The organism is Variovorax sp. OK212 (assembly GCF_900112425.1).
Taxonomy (GTDB): domain Bacteria; phylum Pseudomonadota; class Gammaproteobacteria; order Burkholderiales; family Burkholderiaceae_C; genus Variovorax.
Window position 1 is genome coordinate 1 of the sequence record NZ_FOLP01000007.1, and the last position, 22,131, is coordinate 22,131.

13 protein-coding genes and 1 pseudogene are annotated in these 22,131 nt (G+C 64.6%); 9 read left to right on the top strand and 5 right to left on the bottom strand.

Annotated features, from left to right (window positions below):
- The 8 genes and pseudogenes from BM004_RS40710 to BM004_RS21005 form a co-directional block, all read left to right on the top strand.
- The coding region (locus BM004_RS40710) for a LapA family protein (protein WP_218152710.1) at positions 1-416 on the top strand (416 nt) is incomplete at its 5' end.
- Between the two features lie 99 nt (positions 417-515).
- Positions 516-1,142 (top strand): annotated as a pseudogene (locus BM004_RS20980) (ShlB/FhaC/HecB family hemolysin secretion/activation protein); the annotation flags it as partial.
- A gap of 252 nt (positions 1,143-1,394) precedes the next feature.
- Positions 1,395-10,526 carry a two-partner secretion domain-containing protein gene (locus tag BM004_RS20985; RefSeq protein WP_093216386.1) on the top strand — a complete coding sequence of 3,044 codons (9,132 nt, stop codon included), beginning with the start codon at positions 1,395-1,397 and terminating at the stop codon, positions 10,524-10,526.
- A gap of 6 nt (positions 10,527-10,532) precedes the next feature.
- Positions 10,533-10,892: a hypothetical protein gene (locus BM004_RS40715; protein ID WP_143072460.1), complete on the top strand. Its 360-nt coding sequence runs from the start codon at positions 10,533-10,535 to the stop codon at positions 10,890-10,892.
- Between the two features lie 221 nt (positions 10,893-11,113).
- Positions 11,114-11,578 carry a hypothetical protein gene (locus BM004_RS40720; protein ID WP_143072461.1) on the top strand — a complete coding sequence of 155 codons (465 nt, stop codon included), beginning with the start codon at positions 11,114-11,116 and terminating at the stop codon, positions 11,576-11,578.
- Between the two features lie 113 nt (positions 11,579-11,691).
- Entirely contained in the window at positions 11,692-13,407 is a 1,716-nt protein-coding gene (locus tag BM004_RS20995) for a ShlB/FhaC/HecB family hemolysin secretion/activation protein (RefSeq protein ID WP_093216391.1), read from the top strand.
- A 25-nt stretch (positions 13,408-13,432) separates the two neighbouring features.
- The gene (locus BM004_RS21000) at positions 13,433-14,164 is read left to right on the top strand and encodes a CC0125/CC1285 family lipoprotein (RefSeq protein WP_143072462.1); all 732 of its coding nucleotides are present in this window, start codon (positions 13,433-13,435) and stop codon (positions 14,162-14,164) included.
- Positions 14,165-14,336: 172 nt separating this feature from the next.
- The gene (locus BM004_RS21005) at positions 14,337-14,768 is read left to right on the top strand and encodes a hypothetical protein (RefSeq protein ID WP_093132017.1); all 432 of its coding nucleotides are present in this window, start codon (positions 14,337-14,339) and stop codon (positions 14,766-14,768) included.
- Positions 14,769-14,789: 21 nt separating this feature from the next.
- On the opposite strand, the gene BM004_RS21010 is transcribed toward BM004_RS21005, so the two are convergent.
- From BM004_RS21010 to BM004_RS21030, 5 genes are read right to left on the bottom strand one after another with little or no spacing between them, the layout of a single operon-like run.
- Positions 14,790-16,121, bottom strand: a complete 1,332-nt coding sequence (locus tag BM004_RS21010) for a four-carbon acid sugar kinase family protein (RefSeq protein WP_093216396.1) — start codon at positions 16,119-16,121, stop codon at positions 14,790-14,792.
- Complete coding sequence (locus BM004_RS21015; RefSeq protein WP_093216820.1) at positions 16,118-17,386, bottom strand: ribulose-bisphosphate carboxylase large subunit family protein; 1,269 nt, start codon at positions 17,384-17,386, stop codon at positions 16,118-16,120. Before BM004_RS21015 ends, BM004_RS21010 begins: the two co-directional genes overlap by 4 nt.
- A gap of 5 nt (positions 17,387-17,391) precedes the next feature.
- The gene (locus tag BM004_RS21020; protein ID WP_093216399.1) at positions 17,392-17,931 is read right to left on the bottom strand and encodes a VOC family protein; all 540 of its coding nucleotides are present in this window, start codon (positions 17,929-17,931) and stop codon (positions 17,392-17,394) included.
- Positions 17,932-17,968: 37 nt separating this feature from the next.
- The gene (locus BM004_RS21025) at positions 17,969-19,864 is read right to left on the bottom strand and encodes a TRAP transporter large permease (RefSeq protein ID WP_093216401.1); all 1,896 of its coding nucleotides are present in this window, start codon (positions 19,862-19,864) and stop codon (positions 17,969-17,971) included.
- A gap of 6 nt (positions 19,865-19,870) precedes the next feature.
- Positions 19,871-20,890: a TRAP transporter substrate-binding protein gene (locus tag BM004_RS21030; RefSeq protein WP_093216404.1), complete on the bottom strand. Its 1,020-nt coding sequence runs from the start codon at positions 20,888-20,890 to the stop codon at positions 19,871-19,873.
- A 135-nt stretch (positions 20,891-21,025) separates the two neighbouring features.
- On the opposite strand from BM004_RS21030, the gene BM004_RS21035 reads away from it, so the two are divergent.
- Positions 21,026-22,129: a LacI family DNA-binding transcriptional regulator gene (locus BM004_RS21035; RefSeq protein ID WP_256219975.1), complete on the top strand. Its 1,104-nt coding sequence runs from the start codon at positions 21,026-21,028 to the stop codon at positions 22,127-22,129.
- Positions 22,130-22,131 lie beyond the last annotated feature (2 nt).

Below are 22,131 nucleotides of genomic sequence, written 5' to 3' on the forward strand. Positions count from 1 at the left end.
AACGGCTTCAGAAATTGCTGCCTGACGCACCATGTGAAAACCAACCTCTCGCCCCAGAGGGTGGCTCGCTTGGCGGGGGAGTATTTCAGCAGCCTACTAGTTCTTCCATGAAACCAAACACCGATCCTCCTGGAACCCCTTTTAGCTTCGATGGCGTAGCTACTTGGCTGTGTCCGAGTCTGTGGGACGAAACAAAAAAAATCCCATTTCGGGGCGCGCTGTTCATTCTGTCTTATAGCGCATCGACCATCTTTTTCTTTTCGCTAGTGATGGCTCCAATTGGACTGATTGTTTCTATTCCATTGGCAATGATGCTTGCGATAGCGCTCCTTTTGGGTACTGGGTTCGGAGCGGTAATGGGGCTGCTTTCGTGGTGGCAGTTCAAGCAAAAACTTTCAAATTCAAGACGGCCGTAAATGCTGCCATGTGGCTCGAATGTGAACAACAGCAAGGCAAGCATTCGTTCGATACCACGGAGATGACCTATGGACCACCCAATAGCTCCGACAAGCCCCAGTATCGTCCCCGGCCGCATCGCAGCCATCCGCACGACCGCAGACGCGACCACGTTGCTTGGCCGCTCCGCTTTGCTCGCCACAGCTATCCCCGCCCGCCCCGGCGACCTTCTGAACCTGCGCGACATCGAGCAAGGCTTAGAGAACCTCAAGCGCGCACCCACGGCCGAAGCCGACATCCAGATCGAACCCTCGACCGCCTCTAATGCCAAGCCCGGCGACAGCGATCTGGTCGTCAAGTACGTCCAATCCAAGAAGTGGCGTATTGCACTGAGCCTCGACGACAGCGGCACCGAAGCCGCAGGCCGCTACCAGGCCGGCGCCACCCTGTCGCTGGACAACCCCTTCGGCCTGAACGACCTGCTCTACGTCAGTGCCAACCACAACATCAACAACCACGTCTTCGGCGACCCGGCCAAGGGCACCGAAGGCCAGACGGTTCACTACTCGCTGCCTTACGGCTACTGGCTCCTGGGCTTCACCGCCTCCAACAGTCAATACCACCAGAGCGTCACCGGCCTGAACCAGGACCACGTCTACGCCGGCAAGAGCAACAACGCCGAGGTCGAGTTCTCGCGCCTGACCTATCGCGACCAGCACCGCAAGACCAAGGTGGCCGTCAAGGGCGCGCCTTGGGCCTGGGCAGGTTAAGCCGATTCAGCGAATTTCAGAATTCTTAACAAATGTTGATGACTGGATTTAATCTGGTGAAATTAACCCATAGGCGTTAGTTTTATTGATTGCTGGCTATTTCGCGATCAAAAAGCGTGCAGAAGTTCCTTGAAAGCTGATGCTGCTCTTTCATAATCCCGCTCCCGCGGCTTTCGTTTTGTCACAAATGCAGTCGCGAGGTGACAACTAAGAGGGAGCTGGAAAAATATGAATCGGCATTTGCACCGCGTCGTCTTCAACGCGGCCAGAGGCATGCGCATGGTGGTCCAGGAGACCGCGACGAGCGCTGGCAAGGGCGCGAGCAGGGCCACTGCCGCAGCGGGTGCGGTGGCCTTCGCCGGGATGCTGATGGCGGCATCGGCGCATGCGCAGATCGTCGGCGCGCCCAACGTGCCGGGCAACCTTCGCCCGACCGTGCTGATGGCGCCCAACGGCGTGCCGCTGGTCAACATTCAGACGCCATCGGCGGCTGGCGTCTCGCGCAACGTCTACAACCAGTTCAACGTAGGCGCGAACGGCGCCATCTTGAACAACAGCCGCGCCAACGTGCAGACGCAGTTGGGTGGCTTTGTGCAGGGCAATCCGTTCATGGCGGGTGGTGCGGCGCGAATCATCCTCAATGAGGTGAACGGCGGCTCGCCGAGCCAGTTGCGCGGCTATATCGAAGTCGGCGGCCAGCGCGCCGAAGTGATCATCGCCAACCCGGCCGGCATCAGCGTGGACGGCGGCGGCTTCATCAACGCGAGCCGCGCAACGCTGACCACCGGCACACCGCAGTTCAACGCGATGGGCGGGCTCGACAGCTTCCTGGTACGCGGCGGCACCATCACCATCGACGGCGCGGGGCTGGACGCGAGCAAGACCGATTACGCGGCGATCCTGGCCCGTGCGGTGCAGGTGAACGCGGGCATCTGGGCGAGCGAGCTGAAGGTGGTGGCGGGGGCGAACGAGGTGTCGGCCGATGCGGGGCGGGTGACGCCGGTGGCAGGCAGCGGCGCCGCGCCGACGTATGCGCTGGATGTGGCCGCGTTGGGTGGCATGTATGCGAACAAGATTGCGCTGATCGGCACGGAGGCGGGGCTGGGGGTGCGCAACGCGGGGAACATCGGTGCGGGCGCGGGGAGCTTGGTGGTGACTGCAGCGGGGCGGTTGGAGAACGTTGGGACGTTGGAAGGGCAGAGCATCGAGTTGCGCACGCCGGGAGACATCGACAACAAGGGCGGCACGATTCGCCAGACGAGCGCTGCGGGCCTGACCCTGACGTCGCCGGTGCTGAGCAACACGAACGGTGGCGTGATCGGCATGGAGCCCGTGAGTGCGAGTGCGGGTGCGACCACGGGCACGGGCAGCGGTGGCGCAGCGAGCGGCGGTTCGGCGACCCCAGGCACCACAGGCACGGGAACGGCGAACAGCAGCAGCGGCGGCACGTCGGCACCGGCGGTGTACACACCGCCTGCACCAGGCGCGATTGCCGCAGGCGGAAGCATCCTCAACGATGGCGGCCGCATCTACGCGGGCGGCCCCGTCACGTTGAACACACCGCAGATCAACAACGCAGGCGGCTCGCTGTCGGTGGCCAACATGGCGGTCACGGGGCCGAGCTTCAGCAACGCGGGCGGCACGCTCAACGTCAGCAACAGCTTCAGCGCCAACGTGGGGCAGTTGGACAACAGCGGGGGCACGCTGCGCGCGGGGAGGGTGAACATCGCCACCACCGGCGACCTGAACAATACCGACGGCAAGCTGAGCAGCGATACGGATGCGACGCTCGCGGTCGGCGGGCAGTTGATAAACACTCGCGGCGCTGTCTCGGCAACGAACGCGCTCAGCGCCAACGTGGCCGGTGCAGCGAACAACACGGGCGGCACGCTCATCGCCAATCAGGGTGTCAGCCTGTCTGCAGGCAGCCTGGACAACACCAAGGGCAGCATCCAGTCGGTCAATGCCGGCACGCAGCTCACTGTCGCCAATCGACTGATCAACACCGGTGGGACCATCGGCGCGGGCACGGATGCCTCGGTGCAGGCCGGTTCGCTGAGCAACAGCGGTTCCATCCGCGGCACCCACGACACGGCGCTCACGGTGTCCGGTGCACTGACCAACGACGGCAGCATTTCCGCGGGGCGCAACACCACGGTCACTGCGGGCAGTCTGGCATCGGGTGCGAGCGGCGTGCTCGGAGCGGGCGTGCAGAACGCCGGCAAGCTCGCAACCGTCGGCAATCTGAGCGTCACGGCTTCCGGCGCGCTGGTCGCGAATGGCACCAACCTCGTCGCAGGCAACGCCATGCTGCAAGGCGCGAGCGTGGACCTGTCATCGGGCCAGACCAGTGCGGCCAACATTGCGGTCGCGGCTACGCAAGGCAACGTGACAACGAACCACGCGAAGATCGTTACGCCGGGCGCCTTGCGCGTGACGGCATCGGGAGCTGTGTTCAACATCGAAGGCACGCTGGCCGCCGACGGTGCAACCACCGTCGACGCCGAAAGTCTGGAGAATTCGGCGGGCACCCTCGCGTCGGTGACCGGTGACCTGCGCGTCACGACCAGTGGTGCCACAACCAACAATGCCGGGCGCATGCTGGCTGCCGGGGCCGTCGTCCTCTTCAACAGCGGCCTCGGCAATACCGACGGCAAAGTCAGCGGCAACAGTCTGTCTGTCGGCGCGCACGGTGGCTCGCTCGACAACACGCGCGGCACCCTGACAGCGGCCACCACGCTGGCTCTGAACACAGGCCAGCTTGTGAACGACGCAGGGCTGATCCAGTCTGGCGGTGCAATGGCCATCGACACGAATGGTCTTGCGCTGATCAACACCAACGCAGCCGGTCACAGCACGAAGCAAGGCGGCATCACCAGCGCGAATACGCTGAAGCTGAGCGCGGGCGCCGTGAACAACGCGGCCGGCTTCATCGGTGCGCAGAATGCGCTGGACGCTCGCACGCTGGCTTTCACCAACACCAAGGGCGGCATCGTGCTAGGCCAGTCCACGGTCGCTATCGACACCCAGGGTGCTGGCTACAACACCAGCGGCGGTCAGACACTCGCAGTGGGTGACCTGCGTGTGGGCGCCGGCAGCATCGCGAATGTCGGTGGCTTGATCCGCTCGACGGCCACGACCACCCTGAATGCCGGCAGCATCACCAACACCGGCAGCCGAGGCGCGGAACAGGGTATCGAAGGCAAGAACGTCAGCATCACGGCGGCGTTCGTTGCCAATCAAGGCGCGATCCGCGCCGACGTGAACGCCACCTTCACCAGCAGCGTGCAGATCGACAACGCCCTGGGCCTGATATCCGCGGGCGACACGCTCGTCATCAAGGACTCTGCAACGCCCAGGGCCTTGTCGGTGCTCAACACTAGTGGCACCCTGGTCGGCGGCAAGAACGTCGTGCTCGACGCGGGCTCGGTTACTTGGGACGGCAAGCTGCTGTCGCTTGGCGACATGAGCCTGGCCGTCAATCAGGACATCACTTTTGCGGCCGGCAGCGAGACCGTTGCCAACAACAACCTCACGCTCTCGACCACCGGCGACATCACCAACAGCGGCAAGTTGGCAGCCGGCAACGAACTGACGCTGTCGGCGAAGGACATCAACAACACCGCCACTGGCGACATCCAGGGCCAGACCACGACGCTGAACGCCTCGGGCACGGTGACCAACCGCGGCGTGATCGACGGCCAGACCACCCGCATCAATGCCGGCAAGCTGGACAACCTGGGCACCGGCCGCATTTACGGCGACCAGATCTCGATAGGCGTGGGCACGCTCAACAACGACGCCGAGACGGTCAACGGTGTGGCTTCCGCGGGCACCATCGCCGCGCGCCAGCGCCTGGACCTGGGCGTCACGACCCTGAACAACCGCAACGGCGCGCTGATCTTCAGCGACGGCAACATCGCCGTCGGCGGCACGCTCGTGGCCGGCTCGGCCAGCGGCTCGGCCGGTACCGTGAACAACCATGCCGCAACCATCGAGGCGACTCGAAACATCGACATCAAGACCTCCGTTCTGAACAACAGCAACGGTGGCGTCACTTGGACGATGCAGAACGGCAAGCCGAGCGACTCGCGCACGGAGTACGCACTGCCTGCAAGCACGACGCGCTATTCGGCAGACCAATTGGTCTTCGTGACCGTTCAGGGGCCATCGGTCGACTTTGAGCACTTGATGGGCGTGCTCTGGCCCAGCTTTGTCAGCCAGGCCGGCGGGCCCAACATCGGTCAGTTCTCCGGCATATTGGTTCCTTCCGAAAGCTATCCGCTTTCTCGGTTCAAGGCCTACTACACGAACCCGCCGCGCAACAGCAGCGATCTCACCGGCAGCCGACCGGTAGGAACTGATTTCACCGAGACCTTCACGGAACCCGGTGTCTGGTACCCGCGCAACGATCCCATCTGGCTCACGTTCGGCGTGATGCCGCCAAGCACGGATACGCCATCGGGTGATGCCCAGAAACAGGCCTATCTGGACGCACACAAGCAGCTCGATACAGCGACCGCTGCTTTCATCAACGACGTCTATCAAAACTACGCCCGTGCGTACTACTCATGGACGTATTCGGATTCGAGCACCATCCCGGTTCTGCAGACGTCCGCGCCAGCTCGCATCATTGCCGGCGGCAAGATGGACATCGCCGTTGGCAACGGCACCAACGACATGAGCCAGATCCTGGCTGGCGGTGCGCTGAACGTGACCGGTGGCACGATCACCAACAAGAATCTCGAAGTTTCAGGCGCGCAAACCCGAACCGGATCGCAGTACTACAACAACGGCAGCGGCGACATGCCGATGCCCACGCCGTACAACTCGAGCATTCCGATCACCGTCACGCTGGGTGCCGCACGGCAAGAGGGCAACGTCACGGTGGTCGGCAGCGGCACGCCTACCGGCACCCTTGCTCCCGGCCACACCAACCAGGGCATAGCCAGCGCCAGTGGCGTCAACGGCAACGGCCTTGCCACAGGCCCCAACGGGCCGGTCGTTGCCCCGATCATCGAAGTCAAGCTGGCCGCCAATTCGGACGTGCAGCAGATCGCGCGAACGACGCTGCCGAGCTTGACCCTGCCCACAGCCAGCCTGTTTCGAACTCTCGCGGGGGCGTCGAGCCACTACCTGGTCGAGACCGATCCGCGCTTCGCCAACTACCGCAACTGGCTCAGCAGCGACTACCTGCTGAACAACTTCGGGCAAGACCCCAACAACACGCTCAAGCGACTTGGGGACGGCTACTACGAACAGCGCCTGATCCGTGAGCAGGTGGCGCAGCTGACGGGCCATCGCTACCTGGACGGCCATGACAGCGACGAGGCCCAGTACAGCGCGCTGATGGACGCCGGGGTCACCTTTGCGCGGCAGTACGGCCTGCGGCCCGGCATTGCGCTGAGCGATGCCCAGATGGCGCAGTTGACCAGCGACATCGTGTGGCTGGTCGAGCAGACCGTGACACTTGCGGACGGAAGCACTCAGCGTGTGCTGGTGCCCCAGGTCTATGTGCGCGTGAAGGATGGCGACATCGACGGCTCCGGTGCCTTGCTTGCGGGCAAGGAGGTGAGCATCAAGCTCAGTGGCGATCTGGTCAACAGCGGCACCGTCGCCGGGCGCAAAACCGTCAGCATCACCGCAGAGAACATCCAGAACCTGAATGGCCGGATCTCCGGTGACAGCGTCGATCTCACTGCGAGGACCGACATGAACAACATCGGCGGCACCATCGATGCCGCCAGCAAGCTGAAGATAGAGGCTGGGCGCGACATCAACGTTCGCACCACCACGAGCAGCGGAATGACGCTGGACTTCACGCCCGGGGCCTTGGGCATGCGGGGCGGGACCATCGTGGACCGGGTGGCGGGGCTGTATGTGAGCAATCCGAAGGGCGAGTTGGTTGCTTCGGCAGGGCGGGATGTCAGCCTGATGGGTGCGCTGATTGCCAACAGCGGCAAGGACGGCACGACCGAGATCGGCGCGGGCCGAGATATCAACCTTGGTACGGTCACTACCGCCAGACAGGAAGCCAGCATTCGCAGCGCGGGCAACTATCGCGCGGAAGCCAGCACGCAGGAGGTTGGAACGCGCATCGAGACGAGTGGTGACATCAGCTTGACGGCCGGGCGTGATGTGAATGCACGAGCTGCCACGATCAACAGCACCGACGGCGAACTCAATATTGCTGCAAAGCGCGATATCAACATCGATGCGGGCCAATCGGCAAGCGCGCTCAACGAGGGGCTTCGCACATCGGGAGGCGGCTCCAAGCGCACCGAACAGGGGAGCTTCAACGCGACGGGTGTCATCAGCAGCAGCCTCGGGGGCAAGACCGTTGTTCTGGACGCGGGCAACGACATCCGCATTCGCGGTTCCAACGTGGTGAGCGACAAGAGGACGGAGCTTTGGGCTGGCAACAACATCACGATAGAAGCGGCGACGCAGACCAAGGACAGCCAGTACGTTCGTGAAGCGTCGAGGAGCGGCATGTTCGACGCAGGGTCTGGCTGGACCTGGGGCCGACAAGATACGAGGAGTACGAGGAACACCGACGAGACCACCGCCGTCGGCAGCACCGTGGGTGCCATTTCTGGCAACGTGATCATCACGGCCGGCAATCAGTATCGGCAAGTGGGCAGCGATGTAGTTGCACCCGGCGGCGACATCGACATCCAGGCGCGCGACGTGCAGATCGTCGAAGCACGCGAGACCAGGCGCAGCGAGAGCACGCAAAGTTTCTCGCAGAGTGGCATCACGCTGGGTATCAAGGCGCCGTTGATCGATGTGCTGCGTGGAATGGAAGACACCAGCCAGGCCATGAGGGACACGAAGGACGGCCGCATGAAGGCGTTGGGCGCGGCTAGCATGGCGCTCAGCGGCTATTCGGCGTACCAGGACATTGCCCAACAGGCTGCGACCCAAAGCGACGGCGGCACTGGAGCAGTCAGCATGGGCGCGACGCTGACTATCGGTAGCAGTTCGAGTGAATCCACACGCAAAGAGAGCAGCGACACATCGGCCGGCTCGCGCGTGCAGGCGGGTGGCAACGTCACCATCACAGCCACCGGTGGCGGGCGAGACTCCAACATTCTTGTGCGCGGCAGCCAGATCGACGCCGGGAAGAATGTCAGTCTTTCGGCGGACAACAACGTCACGCTGGAAGCGGCTGCCAATACCAAGAAGGAGAGCTCCACCAGTCGCAGCAGCAATGCGAGCATCGGTGTGGGCATGGCCTTCGGTGAGACCAACGGCATCACGCTGGAAGTCGCAGCAGGCAGTCATAGTGGGCGTGACAACGGGACGGACGGCGCGTGGACGAACACCACGGTGAAGGCCGGGCAACAAGTCAGCATCAAGAGCGGTGGGGACACTACTGTTCGAGGGGCCATCGTTTCAGGCAAACGCGTCGAAGCGGACGTAGGCGGCAATTTGCGCATCGAGACCTTGCAGGACACCAGCACGTATCACAGCCAGAACAGCGGGAGCGGTTTCAGTGGGAGCTTCTGCATCTATGCGTGCTACGGCGGCAGCGTCAGCGTGAGTGCGAACAACATGCACGGCGATGGCGACTTTGCCAGCGCGACCCAGCAAAGCGGGTTCTTTGCGGGCGACGGGGGTTTTGGTGTCAGCGTCCGGGGCAACACGACCCTCGTTGGCGCCGCGATCAGCAGCAAGGACGCCGCTGTAGATGGCGGGAGAAACAGTTTCAGCACGGGCAGCCTGACGATGACCGATCTCGTGAACCGGGACACCTTCAAGGGCAGTGGCTACAGCTTCAACATCAGCACTTCGGGTGGCGGCGGGGCAGGCATCGGTGACAGCGATATTGACCGGTCCAGCACCACCCGCAGCGGGATTTCGGGCATCGCAGGCAATACGGCGATCCGCACGGGCGTGGACGGGACCAACGCATTGCAGATGACCAATCGTCAGCGTGCCATGAGGGATATTCAAGCGCAGGTCTTGATCACATCCCAGTTCGGCTCGCAGGCTGCGCGCGCCGTTGGGGACTATGCCGACGAGCAATACCGAGCGCTGATGCGACAAGCCAATGCCATGGAGCCTTCGACGCAGCGCGATGCGTTGATCGCTGAGGCGACGAAGTGGGGTGAGAGCGGGGCCTACCGCGTCGCCGCCCATATCGTCATCGGCGGGCTGGCAGGGGGAGCCGGTGGTGCGGCGGGCGCAGGCGCGGCCGCAGCCGGGGGGCGCACGTTGAACGACCTGCAAAACAGCATGATGGATGGGTTGATCGGAGCTGGCTTGAACCCGTCTGCAGCGCGGGTGGCCGCAAGCACGCTGGGCGCCGGGTTCGCTTCCGTGGTTGGCGCCCTGGCCGGAGGCAGCGCGGGGGGGGCCGGCGGCTACAACACCGACTCAAACAATCGAGTCCTGCATCCGAGCGATACGGTGAATGCGTATTTGCTCGCAGCACAATCCGGCGGCAAGTACACCCCGGAGCAAATCGCGGAAGCCCTGCGATGGTCCGGTGTGCGTGACGCAACCGGCAACGTCCTCAATCCCTCGGGCAGTTGGCAGTCCTATGATTCAGCGACCGGGCAGGCCTACGGCTCGCAGTCACCCACTCGGACTGTGGCTGGTGACATGACCTATGACCCTGGCCTGAGGGTTGTAGCAAATGGGTATGCCCTCCAAGAAACTCCGCCCGGAGCCCCCAACCGAGAACTGATGAACTTCATCGTCCAAGGCACTGGCGGAGCGAGGTCACCCTACGTTTTCGACACCAGGGGGATGACTTATGGGCCATCCAACACCGCTGACAATCCCCAGTATTTCCCGTGCGCCAGCACGACTTGCTTGGTCTACGGTGCGAACTGGAACCCCAACAATCCGATTAACCAGGCGCAGGCTGAGCAAGGACGCAACGCGGTTGGTGCGATCGGACTGGTCGTAGGCGCACCGCTGGCGGTGGCTTATGGCGTGCCGTTGTTGGTGGGCGCCGGCGTGACTGCTCAGACTGTTCCTGTAGTCGGAGGAATTACAAGTGTCGTCGGCACGAAGTGGGTGGGTTCCGTCGCCGCTGGCGGGTTTATGGGGGGTGTCATCGAAGGCGCAACCCATTTCAGCACCGCCACGCCAGCCAGTTTAGGAATGGCTGCTTTGGGGGGAATGGCGGGAGGTCCGGCCAAACTCTGGCTGAATGCTTATTTTGGCTTGGCGAATCAATGGATACCAACGACGTTGGGGAATTGGGGTACTTGGTACCTGAGTTCGCAGTTTGCGGCAACACCCGTTCGAGAAATGGGTCAGTCAGGTTTGAATGTGAATGGCAATAATTCTTGGTGGAGCACTCCAATTTTTGGCTGCAATCCATCTTCTGGAAAATCGTGCTGACGTCTAATGAAACCCGATAGCAATACTCCTGGATATCCGTTTAATTTTGATGCAATACCGCATTGGGTTGAGCCTGAATTATTGGATTTCAATGCTTTAATTAAATTTCGAAAAACAAAAATTGTTTGCCTTTACGCCCTATCCTGTGCCATAGGGGGTGCGTGGGTTATTTTTTTGGGTTATTTGCTCATTGGATTGCTTCATGAATTCACCAAAGAGTGGGCGTTTGCATTTTTTGTCTTCTGGGCGATCGCGAGTTCAATTTTTGCCCCGCTATTCGGACTTGCCGTGCTCTGGGATTTTACGAAGGCTAAAGAAAAGTACGAGATCACGTCTGCTGAGAAAATAGACCTTGAAAACAACTGAATATAGTTTGGTTCCATTTTTTCTTGGCTCTATTTCGTTTTGGATGGGGCCGATAGTGCTATTTCGGTCTTTTTCTTCGGAATGATTTTGGAGTTGGCGAAGGTCTGGGATTTTGCAAAGGTGAAGAAAAAACACGAGACAGAAACGGGAAATTCGTGAGATCCAAAAAAATCCAGCAATCAGATTCTTCAAAGAAAAATGGTGTCTAGCGTTGAACTTGATTGCTGTACCGCGACGGACGAGAGGTTGAAAAAATGAAGTGCCGAGCAATTTTCGCTATTGCATTGGTCTGCGCCGCATTGGCCGCCTGCCGAACCGCGCCTTTGTATGAGCCCACCCGCCGCGCATTGGTGACAGCGGAGGAGGACGAAGAGCGCACCATCGTTGGACAGCCCGTGTCTGGCACTTCGATTGCTCAGCTTGGCACCGGTATGACCTACGCAGAAGCCCTCAAGATCATGGGCAAGCCCAGCGCCGAAAGGGTGAACAACACTGGCAAGGCGTGGATCCCCACGTACAACGGGACGGATCGATGGCGGCACTACCTTGCATACAAGGGGCAAGGTGTACTGGTCTTTGCCGGCGCAGCAGGCGGAGAGATCGCCGAAATCGCTCGCACCAAGTCCTACACCCCCGACGTGCTGATCCAGATCGTGCACAACCCCAAGGACACCGGCCGGTTCTGACGGAACGCGCGCCGCATATTTCGCGCCTGTAGCTGAAGCCGCAGAGCGTCAGCGCCGGCGATGCAGACAAGAAAGATATCGAGGGAGAGAAATTGAAAACGACTCCGCGTGCCGTGTTGGCTTGTGTGTTGCTGGGTGGACCTCTCTGGGCTCACGCTCAACTCGCCAGCACCCCCAAACCCTTCGTAGAACAGCAGCGCCAGCAAGAGCGTGAACGTGCGTTACGTGAGCAGAATGAGCGCACCGTCGACCAGCGCCCGCAGGCTGCGCCGCCAGTGCCGGTGCAACGCATCCCTGAGTCCGAGTCGCCGTGCTTTCGCATCGACCGCGTGCTGCTGGTCGGCGAGCAGGCCGAGGCCTTCCAGTGGGCGGTCTCTGATCTGTCTGGGTCAGAGGGCAACGATTCTCCGGTCGGCCGGTGCCTCGGCACGGCGGCCGTCAACGTGGTCCTCGCGCGTGCCCAGCAGGCCGTCATCGCACGCGGTTTCGTCACCACCCGCGTGCTGGCCGCGCCGCAAGACCTGTCCACCGGCACGTTGACGCTCTCACTCGTCCCCGGCCGCATCGCAGCCATCCGCACGACCGCAGACTCTTCACAGACCCTGCTCGGCAGCTCTGCCTTGCTGGCCACAGCCATCCCCGCACGTCCCGGCGATCTGCTGAACCTGCGCGACATCGAGCAAGGCCTGGAGAACCTCAAGCGCGCTCCGACAGCAGAGGCCGACATCCAGATCGAACCCTCGACTGCCCCAAATGCGAAGCCCGGCGACAGCGACCTGGTTGTCAAGTACGTCCAATCCAAGAAGTGGCGCGTCACGCTCAGCCTTGACGACAGCGGCACCGAAGCCACAGGCCGCTACCAGGCCGGTGCCACCCTGTCCCTGGACAACCCCTTCGGCCTGAACGACCTGTTCTACGTCAGCGCCAACCACAGCATCAACAACCACCTCTTCAGCAACCCCGCCAAGGGCACCGAAGGCCAGACCGTTCACTACTCCTTGCCTTACGGCTACTGGCTGCTCGGCTTCACCGCCTCCAACAGCCAGTACCACCAGAGCGTGGCCGGCCTGAACCAGGACTACGTCTACGCCGGCAAGAGCAACAACGCCGAGGTCAAGCTCTCGCGCCTGATCTACCGCGACCAGCACCGCAAGACGACCGTGGCAGTGAAAGGCTGGCGGCGCGAGTCGCGCAACTTCGTGGACGACACCGAGGTCGAGGTGCAGCACCGCGTGGTCGGCGGCGTGGAGTTCAGCCTGAACCACAAGGAGTTCATCGGCGATGCGACGCTCGAAGGCACGTTGGCGTACAAGCGCGGCACGGGCGGCTTCGGCTCGCGCACCGCGCCCGAAGAAGAGTTTGGCGAAGGCACGTCGCGCCTGAAGCTGTACACGGCCGACATCACGCTCAACGCGCCGTTCAAGGTCGGCGAGCAGAAGCTGCGCTACTCCGGCCTGATTCGCGCGCAGTGGAACCGCACGCCGCTGACGCCGCAAGACCGCTTCTCCATCGGCGGGCGCTACACGGTGCGTGGCTTTGACGGCGAAACCAGCTTGCTCGGCGAGCGCGGTTGGCTCTTGCGCAACGACATCGGCTGGGCGGCCGGCCAGAGCGGGGCGGAGCTCTATGCGGGCATGGACTACGGCCATGTCGGTGGGCGCTCCACAGTCGATCTTCTCGGCCGAAGTCTGGCAGGCGCGGTCATCGGTGTGCGGGGCCAGTGGACCAAGCTGAGCTATGACTTCTTCGTCGGCGCGCCGATCAGCAAGCCTGAGGGCTACCGCACCGCGAAGGTCACGTTGGGCTTCAACCTCAACGCCAGTTTCTAGATATCAACCACAGGGAGGTACAACAATGAGAAAACAAGAAATTTCCAGAACGGCGGCCGTGCTCGCCACGCTGATGTCGGCAGCCATGCTGACTGCTTGCGTCGGGCCGACACCGTATCGCGCGGCCGGTGCCGAAGGCAACAACTTCGGCTACGCAAGCAGCAAACTGTCTGATCAGCTCTACCGCGTTCGCTTCACCGGTTCGACGCGCACGCCGGTGCGCTGGGCCGACGCCTTCATGCTCTACCGCAGCGCGCAAGTCGCAAAAGAGGCCGGAGCACCGGCGTTCAAGATCGTTGAAGGAACCATCGACACCACCGTGCTCACGGGCGAGGACATTTTGGGGCAAGGGCGCTCGCATGCCGATGTGGAAGTGAGCAAGGCGAGCAAGGCGAGCCAGGCGAGCCAGGCGACCCAGGGTACGCAGCCCGACAGCGACAGCGACAGCGACCGCGTGGTCGGTCTCCATGACCCGTACATGCGGCAAACCGCAGGCGCGATGCCTGTCTTTCGAGCGCCGCCTCCTGCGCCACGAGTCAGCAGCCAGCCGCCTTTGTTCATCTACATGCCTTCCAGTGGCGCGGGGTATGCGCCGCAAGGGCGTTCGATACTCGTTGAACTTCGATCCGACCTCAACAACCTGGGCGAGCAGACGTTTGTCACCGATGACGTGCTGGGACGCCTGGGGCCGCGAATCAAGCGCGCTGGGCAAGCAACGGAAACGAAAGACGTGCCGGCGCCTTCCTCTGCCTCTTGAGGCGATCGTCCTTGCCGGGCGCCACGGCGTGGTCCCTGGCGCTCGGCGCTCGGCTGTGGATCAGCGCCGACAGGGTCGCCAACGCAACGCGAAGCTCACGCTGAGGTTCAACCCGACCTCTGGCTTCCCGCTAGCAAGCAACACAACAGCAACAACAGGAGGAACCCAACAAATGAACTACCGCACCCTCTGCACCATCACGCTCGCATGCGTCGCACTCTCCGCTTGCCAGTCCGCGCCGCTGTACGAGCCCACCCGCCGCGCATTGGTCGCAGCCGATGAAGACGAAGAGCGCCCCGTCATCGGCCAACCCACACCCGGCACTGCTTTCGCGCAGCTTCGCCCCAGCATGACCTACGCGGAGGCCATCAAGATCGCAGGCAAGCCGAATGCGGAGACGGTGCGAAACACGGGCAAGGCCTGGGTGCCGACCTACAAGGGCACCGACCGCTGGCGCCACTACCTTGCCTACAAGGGGCAAGGCGTGCTGGTCTTCGCGGGGGCGGAGGGCGGCGAGATCGCGGAGATCTCGCGCACGAAGTCCTACACGCCCGATGTGCTGATCCAGATCGTGCACAACCCGAAGGACACGGGGAAGCTCTGACGAACCGAACTGCGAGTGGGTTCAGGCAACGTCCCCATGCACCAACCTCTCAAACACATCCACCGTCCCCATCTGCCCCCCCTTCAGCATGATCTCCATGCCATCGAGCGTCGCATCGTCGCTGTGCACCCTGCACAGTGACGCGCCGGCGCCCATGTCGGCCGCATAGGACAACCCCCACGCATCGAGCGCCTGCACGCCGTGGCTCGAGGTATCCCCGCCGGCGATGCCGACGCGTTTCAGCGGGGTTGTCGCCAGCACCTTCGCCAGCAGGTCGCCGCCAGCGCGTGCAAGGGCTTGCGCATCGAGCGCGGCACCTGAGGGCGCTGCGTTGGGTGTGCGGGTGCATGCCAGCACGTTGTGCCCGCGTCCCAGGCTGTACGCGATCGCCTCCGCATGACCGGCCAGGGCCGACGGGTCGCGTTGCGCTAGCTTCTGCGCATCGAGCCACACGATGTCGAACGACGACGATGCGGCCACCTGGCGCGCGGTCACCGGCGACAGGCTGCCGGCCAGCACGAGCACGGGGCCCCGCGCGGGCGTGACGCGCGCTCGCTCGGCCGTTGCACCACCGCGCCCCTCGCGCGATGCGGGCATGGCCGTCGCCAGCGCGTCGACCACGCTGCTGGGCCCCACCGCCAGCATCGTCGAGTTCCGCGCGCGCGCCCACAGCACGTCGCCGATGGCCGCGAGTTGCGATGCATCCGCCACGTCGAACAGCACGGCGTCCGCGGGCGGCGACTTCAATGCCTGGCGCAGCGCAGTGTCCAGCGCGTCGCTGCCGCGCGACGCCGCCGTGAAGGGCACGGAGCACACGTCCGGGAGACCCTGCTTCGACAGGTGCACGCGCAGGTCCGCCTCGTCCATGGGCGTCACCGGGTGCCGGCTCATCGTTGGATGGCGGTCGATGCGAAACACCTCGCCGCCGCTGCCCGCCGCCGCGAACAGGTTGCCGAACAGGCAGTAGCGGCCCAGGTTGGGCTGCCCGCCGACGATCGCGGTCCATGGCTGCTGCACGGCCGCGCGCAGCACGCGCACGGCCGCGCCGATGGAGCCGATGTGCGGTGCGCTGTCGAAGGTCGAGCAGGTCTTGTAGTGCAGCACGCGCGCACCCAGCGAGCGGAAGAGGGCGGCCACGGGCCGCAGCTCAGCCTGCATTTCGTCGGGCGTCATGGCGCGTGCGGCGCCTGCGATGCCGAGCACGTCGAGGGCACCCGCGCGTTCGAGCCGCGCCGCGTCCGGCGTCTTCAGGAACAGCAACGCGCGCAGCCCGGCGCGCGCGGCGGTGCCCAGCGTGTCGGTGGCGCCGGTGAAATCGTCGCCGTAATAGACGACCGCCGGAGACGGCCTCATGGCTTGCCGAAGAAGGCGAGGGCGCGCGCCAGTTCGCGCTGGTCCCTGGCGGCGTCCGCCAGCGGCACGCCCGCTCGCGCGGCCGACCAGGCCTGCCGGATGCTGGTGACGCCCGCGGCCGCGCCGTCGGGGTGCGCGAGGATGCCGCCGCCCGCCATGAAGAGCAGGTCGTCGCTGCCGATGGCCTGCCAGGTCGCGGGCACGGTGCCGGCCCACTGGCCAGAGGAAAACGCCGGCATCACGCGGTCGTCCGCCGCATCGGTCAGCGGCGTGTAGCAGTCCTGCGCAGATTCGATGACTTCGCTGTCGGGTTGCGAGAACTTGCCCTGCAGTCCGTGCACATGCATGTGGTCCACGCCCGCCAGCCGCCACAGCGTCTGGTAGGCCTGGAACGAGATGCCCAGCAGCGGGTGCCGCGACAGCGCGCCATAGCCGTTGCGGTGCCCGTGCAGCGCCAGAGCGGTGTGCCGCCGCAGCGTCTGCATGCCCGAGTGGCCGCACCAGTTCAGGCTGGCCATCACGCAGGAGCCGCCTTCGCGCTCGACGAGGTCGGCGTGGCGCTTCATCGCGTCGGTCTCGTCGGTGATGTTGAACGCCACCATCACGTGCTTGCCGGTGCGCTGCTGGTGGTCGCGCACCACGGCCATCACGGCCGGCACGCGCTCGGCCAGCGGGGCGTGCGCGGGGTCGGCGCACACCTCGTCGTCCTTGATGAAATCGACGCCCGCGGCGCAGAGCCGGCCGACCAGCTCGGCGGTCTCCGAGGCGCTGAGGCCCACGTTCGGCTTGATGATGGTGCCGACCAGCGCACCGCTCGCCACGCCGGTCGCGCGGCGCGTGCCTGCAATGCCCAGGCGCGGCATGTCGAATTGCGCGCGGTAGGCGGCAGGCACTTGCAGCGATTCGAGCCGCAGCCCGGTCACTTCGCCCAGGTCGTACAGGTTGCCCGACACGGTCGCGGCCAGCGTCGGCAGGTTCGCGCCGATGTTGGCTACCGGAAACGCGATGTCGACATGCGCGCGACGCCACGGTCCCTTCGCCCCTTTGCGTTCGAGCAGCGCGTTGGGCAGCGAAGGCACGCTGGCCGAATCCAGCTCGGTGATGGCCTCGACCGTTGCGCGCGCCCGTGCGCGCAGCGCATCGGTCTCGCCTTCGACACGGGTAAAGGTGCCGCATGACTGTTCGCCCGCCATCACCTCCGCCACGGCGGCCAGGTCGTGCGGCGTCTCGATGAGGTAGCGCGCGCGGATGCGTTCGGGCGCCATCGTGCTCACAGCTTGCTCAGGTCGGGAAAGGGCCGCACCGGCTCGCTGCCGTCCCAGCCTTCGGAGGCGCTGCGGATCAGGTCGAACATCTTGCCCTTCGGCCCGGCCACTTCCGACAGCTCGATGACGGTGCCCGGGTGGTACTCGGTGTCGAAGTAGATGAAGCGGCCGCGCTCGCCCACTTCGCCGCTCATCACGGGCTTGAAGCCTTGGTTGGTGAGGCGTGCCAGGTCGGCGTCGTAGTCGGCGGTCCAGTAGGCGACGTGCTGCAGCCCGGTGCGCCCGGCCTGCAGGAAGTCGCGGTACATCGAGGGCACGTCGTTGCGCGTCTGGATCAGCTCGACCTGCACGTAGCCCGAGTTGGCCAGCGCCACCGAGTTGTGCGGCTCGTGCGCCTCGCCGTTGTAGCGGTAGTTCTTGATGGGCACCTTGGGGTTGTAGAACCACGGGCCCACGCCCAGCTTGGTGCTCCAGTAGTCCATGGCGGCTTCGATGTCGTGCACGACATAGCCCAGTTGGCGGATCTCGCCGAGGAATCGACTCATTTCAGTTGGCTCCGTGGATGTGAGTGTGTTGTTGTGTTCAGAATTTCAGGAAGCCGGTCGAGAACCACGGAAACGCGGCCACGATCACCAGGCCGACCAGCATCGCGCCGATGTAGCCCCAGATGTGCTTGATGCCTTCGTCGGGGTTGACCTTGCTCACGGCGCACGCGCCGTAGTAGCCCACGCCGAAGGGCGGCGCGAACAGGCCGATGCCCATCGAGAAGATGACGACCATGGCGTAGTGCACCTCGTGCACGCCCGCGGCCTTGGCAATGGGAAACAGCAGCGGGCCGAACAGCACGATGGCCGGAATGCCTTCGAGCACGCTGCCCAGCACGATGAAGGCGACGATCGACACCGCCAGGAACCCGTAGGCCCCGCCGGGCAGCGTGCCCATCACCCGCGCCAGGTCCTGCGAGAAACCCGACTGCGTGAGGCCCCAGGCCATGGCGGTGGCGCAGCCCACGATGAAGATGATGGCGCCAGACAGCGACGCGGTGTCGACCAGCATCGGCTTGAGCCGCTTCCAGTCGAACTGCCGGTACACCACCAGGCCCACGATGGCCGAGTAGACGATGCCGATGGTCGACACCTCGGTGGCGGTGGCCACGCCCTCGACCACGGCGGCACGGATCACGAAGGGCAGCAGCACCGCGGGCAGCGCGACCATCAGCAGCTTGCCGATCTCGCGCTTGCTGTAGCGCTGCACGCCGCTCAGGTCTTCGCGGCGGTAGCGCCACCACACGACCGCGCACAGCGCCGCGCCCAGCACCACGGCCGGCAGCAGGCCGCCCGTGAACAGCGCGGCAATCGAGATGCCGGTGACCGAGCCGATGGTTATGAGCACGATCGACGGCGGAATGGTCTCGGTCTGCGCGCCGGTGGCCGACAGCAGCGCGACCAGGTCGCCGGGCTTGGCGCCGCGCTTGACCATCTCGGGGAACAGCACGGGCGCAATGGCCGCCATGTCGGCGATCTTCGAGCCCGAGATGCCCGACACCAGGTACATGGCGCCGATGAGCACGTAGGAGAGGCCACCGCGCACATGGCCCAGCAGGCTGGCCAGGAACTGGATCATGGCGCGCGCCATGCCGGTCATTTCGATGAGCGCGCCCAGGAAGATGAACAGCGGCACCGCCAGCAGGATCAGGTGCGACATGCCTTCGTCGAGCCGCCCGACCATCACCAGCATGGGCGTGCGCGTGGTGAGCGCCAGGTAGCCGAAGGTGGCCAGCGCGAACGAGAACGCAATGGGCACGCCCGACAGCACCGTGGCCGCCACGATGACCACGAAGAAGATCACCAGGTTGAACTTGCCGAGCGTGGCGAACAGCGGCGCCGCGAGCCAGAAGGCGCCGACCAGCGCGGCCATGCCGAGCAGGGCGACGGCAATCTGCCGGCCGGTGCACACGCGCAACAGGCGCAGCAGCGCCATCACCAGCATGATGCCGATGCCCGCCGGAATGGCCGCCGCGCGCCATGCGTTGCTGATCTCGAGCGCGGGCGTGACGATGAACGACTCTTCGTGCGCGTAGTCGATCGACGGCCAGATGATGAGCACCAGGAACGCGACCGACGCGGCAATGGCGAAGGCGTCGAGCATGGCGCGGGTCTGCGGTTGCACCTTCTGCACCAGCGCGGTCATGCGCATGTGCTCGCCGCGGCGCAGCGCCACCACGGCGCCCAGCATCGACAGCCACAGGAAGAGGATGGAGGCGAGCTCGTCCGACCACACCAGCGGCGCATGGAACACGTAGCGCGACACCACGCCGGCGAACAGCACGCAGATCTCGGCCAGCACCAGCAGCGCGGCCATGGCCTCCACCGCGCCGCCGATCGTCCGGTCGGCGCGCGCGGCCAGCGCGCTCAGCGGGTTGGCCGAAGGGCCCGCGCCCGCGAAGGTGGCCGCCTCGAAAGTCGATTCATGCGCCATGGGTGATCAGGCCAGCTTGCCGACCGCGCCTTCGAGCAGCGCCCAGGCCTCGGGGCCGAAGCGGCCCTTCCATTCGCCGTAGAAGCCCGACTCGCGCAGCTTGGCGCGAAAGCTGTCGGCGGTGGGGCGGTTGATGGCCAGGCCCTTGGCTTGGAGGTCGCCCACCACCGACTCGTTGAGCTTCTTGATGTCTTCGCGCTGCTGCATGCCGGCTTCGTTGATGGCGCGCGCCACGATGGTCTTCAGGTCGTCGGGCAGCGCGTCCCAGGCGCGGCCGTTGGCAATGAACCAGTAGCCGTCCCAGATGTGGTTGGTCAGCGAGCAGAACTTCTGCACCTCGAACAGCTTGGCCACCTGGATGATGGGCAGCGGGTTTTCCTGCGCGTCGACGATCCTGGTCTGCAGGGCCGAGTACACCTCGCTGAACTGCAGGCTGGCGGGCGCGGCGCCCAGGCCCTTGAACATCGAGATCGACAGCGGGCTCACGGGCACGCGGATCTTCAGGCCGTCCATGTCCTTGGCATTCGCCACCGCGGCCTTGCTGCTGGTGGTCTGGCGAAAGCCGTTGTCCCACATCTTCTCGAAGGCATACAGGCGCGACTTGGCGATGGCGCCACGCACGTGCGCGCCGAGCTTGCCGTCCATGGCGGCCCACACCTGGTTGTAGTCGCTGAAGGCGAAGCCCACCGCGTTGATGGCGGCCACCGGCACCAGCGTGGCAATGACCAGGGCCGAGGGCGTGAAGAACTCGATGCCGCCCGAGCGCACCTGCGCCAGCATGTCGGTGTCGCCGCCGAGCTGGTTGTTCGGGAAGATCTTGATCTCCACGCGGCCCTTGGTTTCCTTGGCGATGCGGTCGGCCGCCTCCTGCGCCCGCACATTCAGCGGATGGCTCAGCGGCAGGTTGTTGCCGTACTTGTACGAGAACTCGGCGGCGCGCGCGATGCGCGGCACGGCCGACACGATGCCGGCGGCGGGGAGGGCGGAAAGCGTGCGCAGGGCACTTCGGCGGGTCAGCGAGGTCATGTGTGTCTTGTCTCCGTGAGTCTTCTGAGCTGGCGGTGTGAATGATGCAATCTGATGCACCATTCAATTCGAGTCACAGCGAAGATAAAAGCCTGCATGATCCGGGTCAAACTTTTGGCTGATGGTTTTTGATGTATGCGGGAAAACCCTTCAATCATTTCTGCGCCGGCTTCGGCACCTGTATCGGCAGCGGACACGGCGGCTTTGCCTGACGCGCGCCGCGCCCGCGTGGTCGACATCGCCCGCGCCGCGCAGGTCTCGACCGCCACGGTCGACCGCGTGCTCAACCGCCGCCCCGGCGTGCGCGACGCCACGGTGCAGCGCGTGCTCAAGGCCGCGGGCGAGCTCGACTACCTGCCGGGCCCCGAGCTGTACGCGGCGCTCACGCCGCCGCCGCTGCGGCTGGTGTTCCTGCTGCCGGCCGGCACCAACCGCTTCATCCGCATGCTGGGCGACATGGTGGGCTACTCGCAGGAGCACTGGGCGCCGTTCAACGTGCAGTGCCGCACGGTGTTCATCGAGAGCTTCAACCCGCACGAGCTGGCCGACGCCCTGCGCCGGCACGGCCAGCGCTGCGACGGCATCGCGATGATGGCGCTGGAGCACCCCGCGGTGCGCGAGGCGGTGGCCGCGCTGGCGGCGCGCGGGCTGCCGGTGGTCACGCTCATTTCGGACCTGTCGAACTCCGAGCGCGCGGCCTTCGTGGGGCTGGACAACCGCGCGGCCGGGCGCACGGCGGGCTACCTCATCGGGCGCTTCATCGGCGCGCGCACGGCCAAGGTCGCGCTCATCGCGGGCAGCCTGAGCTACAAGGCGCACGAGGAACGCGAGGCCGGCTTCCTGCACGTCATCGACGAGATGTTCCCGCGGCTCGAGGTGGTGGGCCTGCGCGAAGGGCAGGACGACGCGGGCAAGAACTACCGCCAGACGCGCGCGCTGCTGGAGCAGCACCCCGACATGGGCGGCATCTACAACATCGGCGGCGCGTCGGACGGCGTGGCGCGCGCGCTGAAGGAAGCGGGGCGCGAGCAGAAGGTGGTCTTCATCGGCCACGGGCTGACGCCCGACACGCGCGCGCTGCTGATCGACGGCAGCATGGACGCGGTGATCACCCAGAGCCCGCACACCACGCTGATGAGCTGCGTGCGCATCTTCACCAATCTGCGCGACAAGCGCGAGGCGCTGAGCGGCGTGGAGACCACGCGCAGCCAGGTGATCTTCAGGGAGAACCTGCCCTAGCC

Bases quoted from the DNA above. Each gene is read 5' to 3' on its own strand.
- BM004_RS21010 (WP_093216396.1), bottom strand. From the start codon at position 16,121: ATGAGGCCGTCTCCGGCGGTCGTCTATTACGGCGACGATTTCACCGGC.
- BM004_RS20985 (WP_093216386.1), top strand. From the start codon at position 1,395: ATGAATCGGCATTTGCACCGCGTCGTCTTCAACGCGGCCAGAGGCATG.
- BM004_RS21025 (WP_093216401.1), bottom strand. From the start codon at position 19,864: ATGGCGCATGAATCGACTTTCGAGGCGGCCACCTTCGCGGGCGCGGGC.
- BM004_RS21035 (WP_256219975.1), top strand. From the start codon at position 21,026: ATGCGGGAAAACCCTTCAATCATTTCTGCGCCGGCTTCGGCACCTGTA.
- BM004_RS21015 (WP_093216820.1), bottom strand. From the start codon at position 17,386: ATGGCGCCCGAACGCATCCGCGCGCGCTACCTCATCGAGACGCCGCAC.
- BM004_RS21000 (WP_143072462.1), top strand. From the start codon at position 13,433: ATGAGAAAACAAGAAATTTCCAGAACGGCGGCCGTGCTCGCCACGCTG.
- BM004_RS21020 (WP_093216399.1), bottom strand. From the start codon at position 17,931: ATGAGTCGATTCCTCGGCGAGATCCGCCAACTGGGCTATGTCGTGCAC.
- BM004_RS40715 (WP_143072460.1), top strand. From the start codon at position 10,533: ATGAAACCCGATAGCAATACTCCTGGATATCCGTTTAATTTTGATGCA.
- BM004_RS21030 (WP_093216404.1), bottom strand. From the start codon at position 20,890: ATGACCTCGCTGACCCGCCGAAGTGCCCTGCGCACGCTTTCCGCCCTC.
- BM004_RS21005 (WP_093132017.1), top strand. From the start codon at position 14,337: ATGAACTACCGCACCCTCTGCACCATCACGCTCGCATGCGTCGCACTC.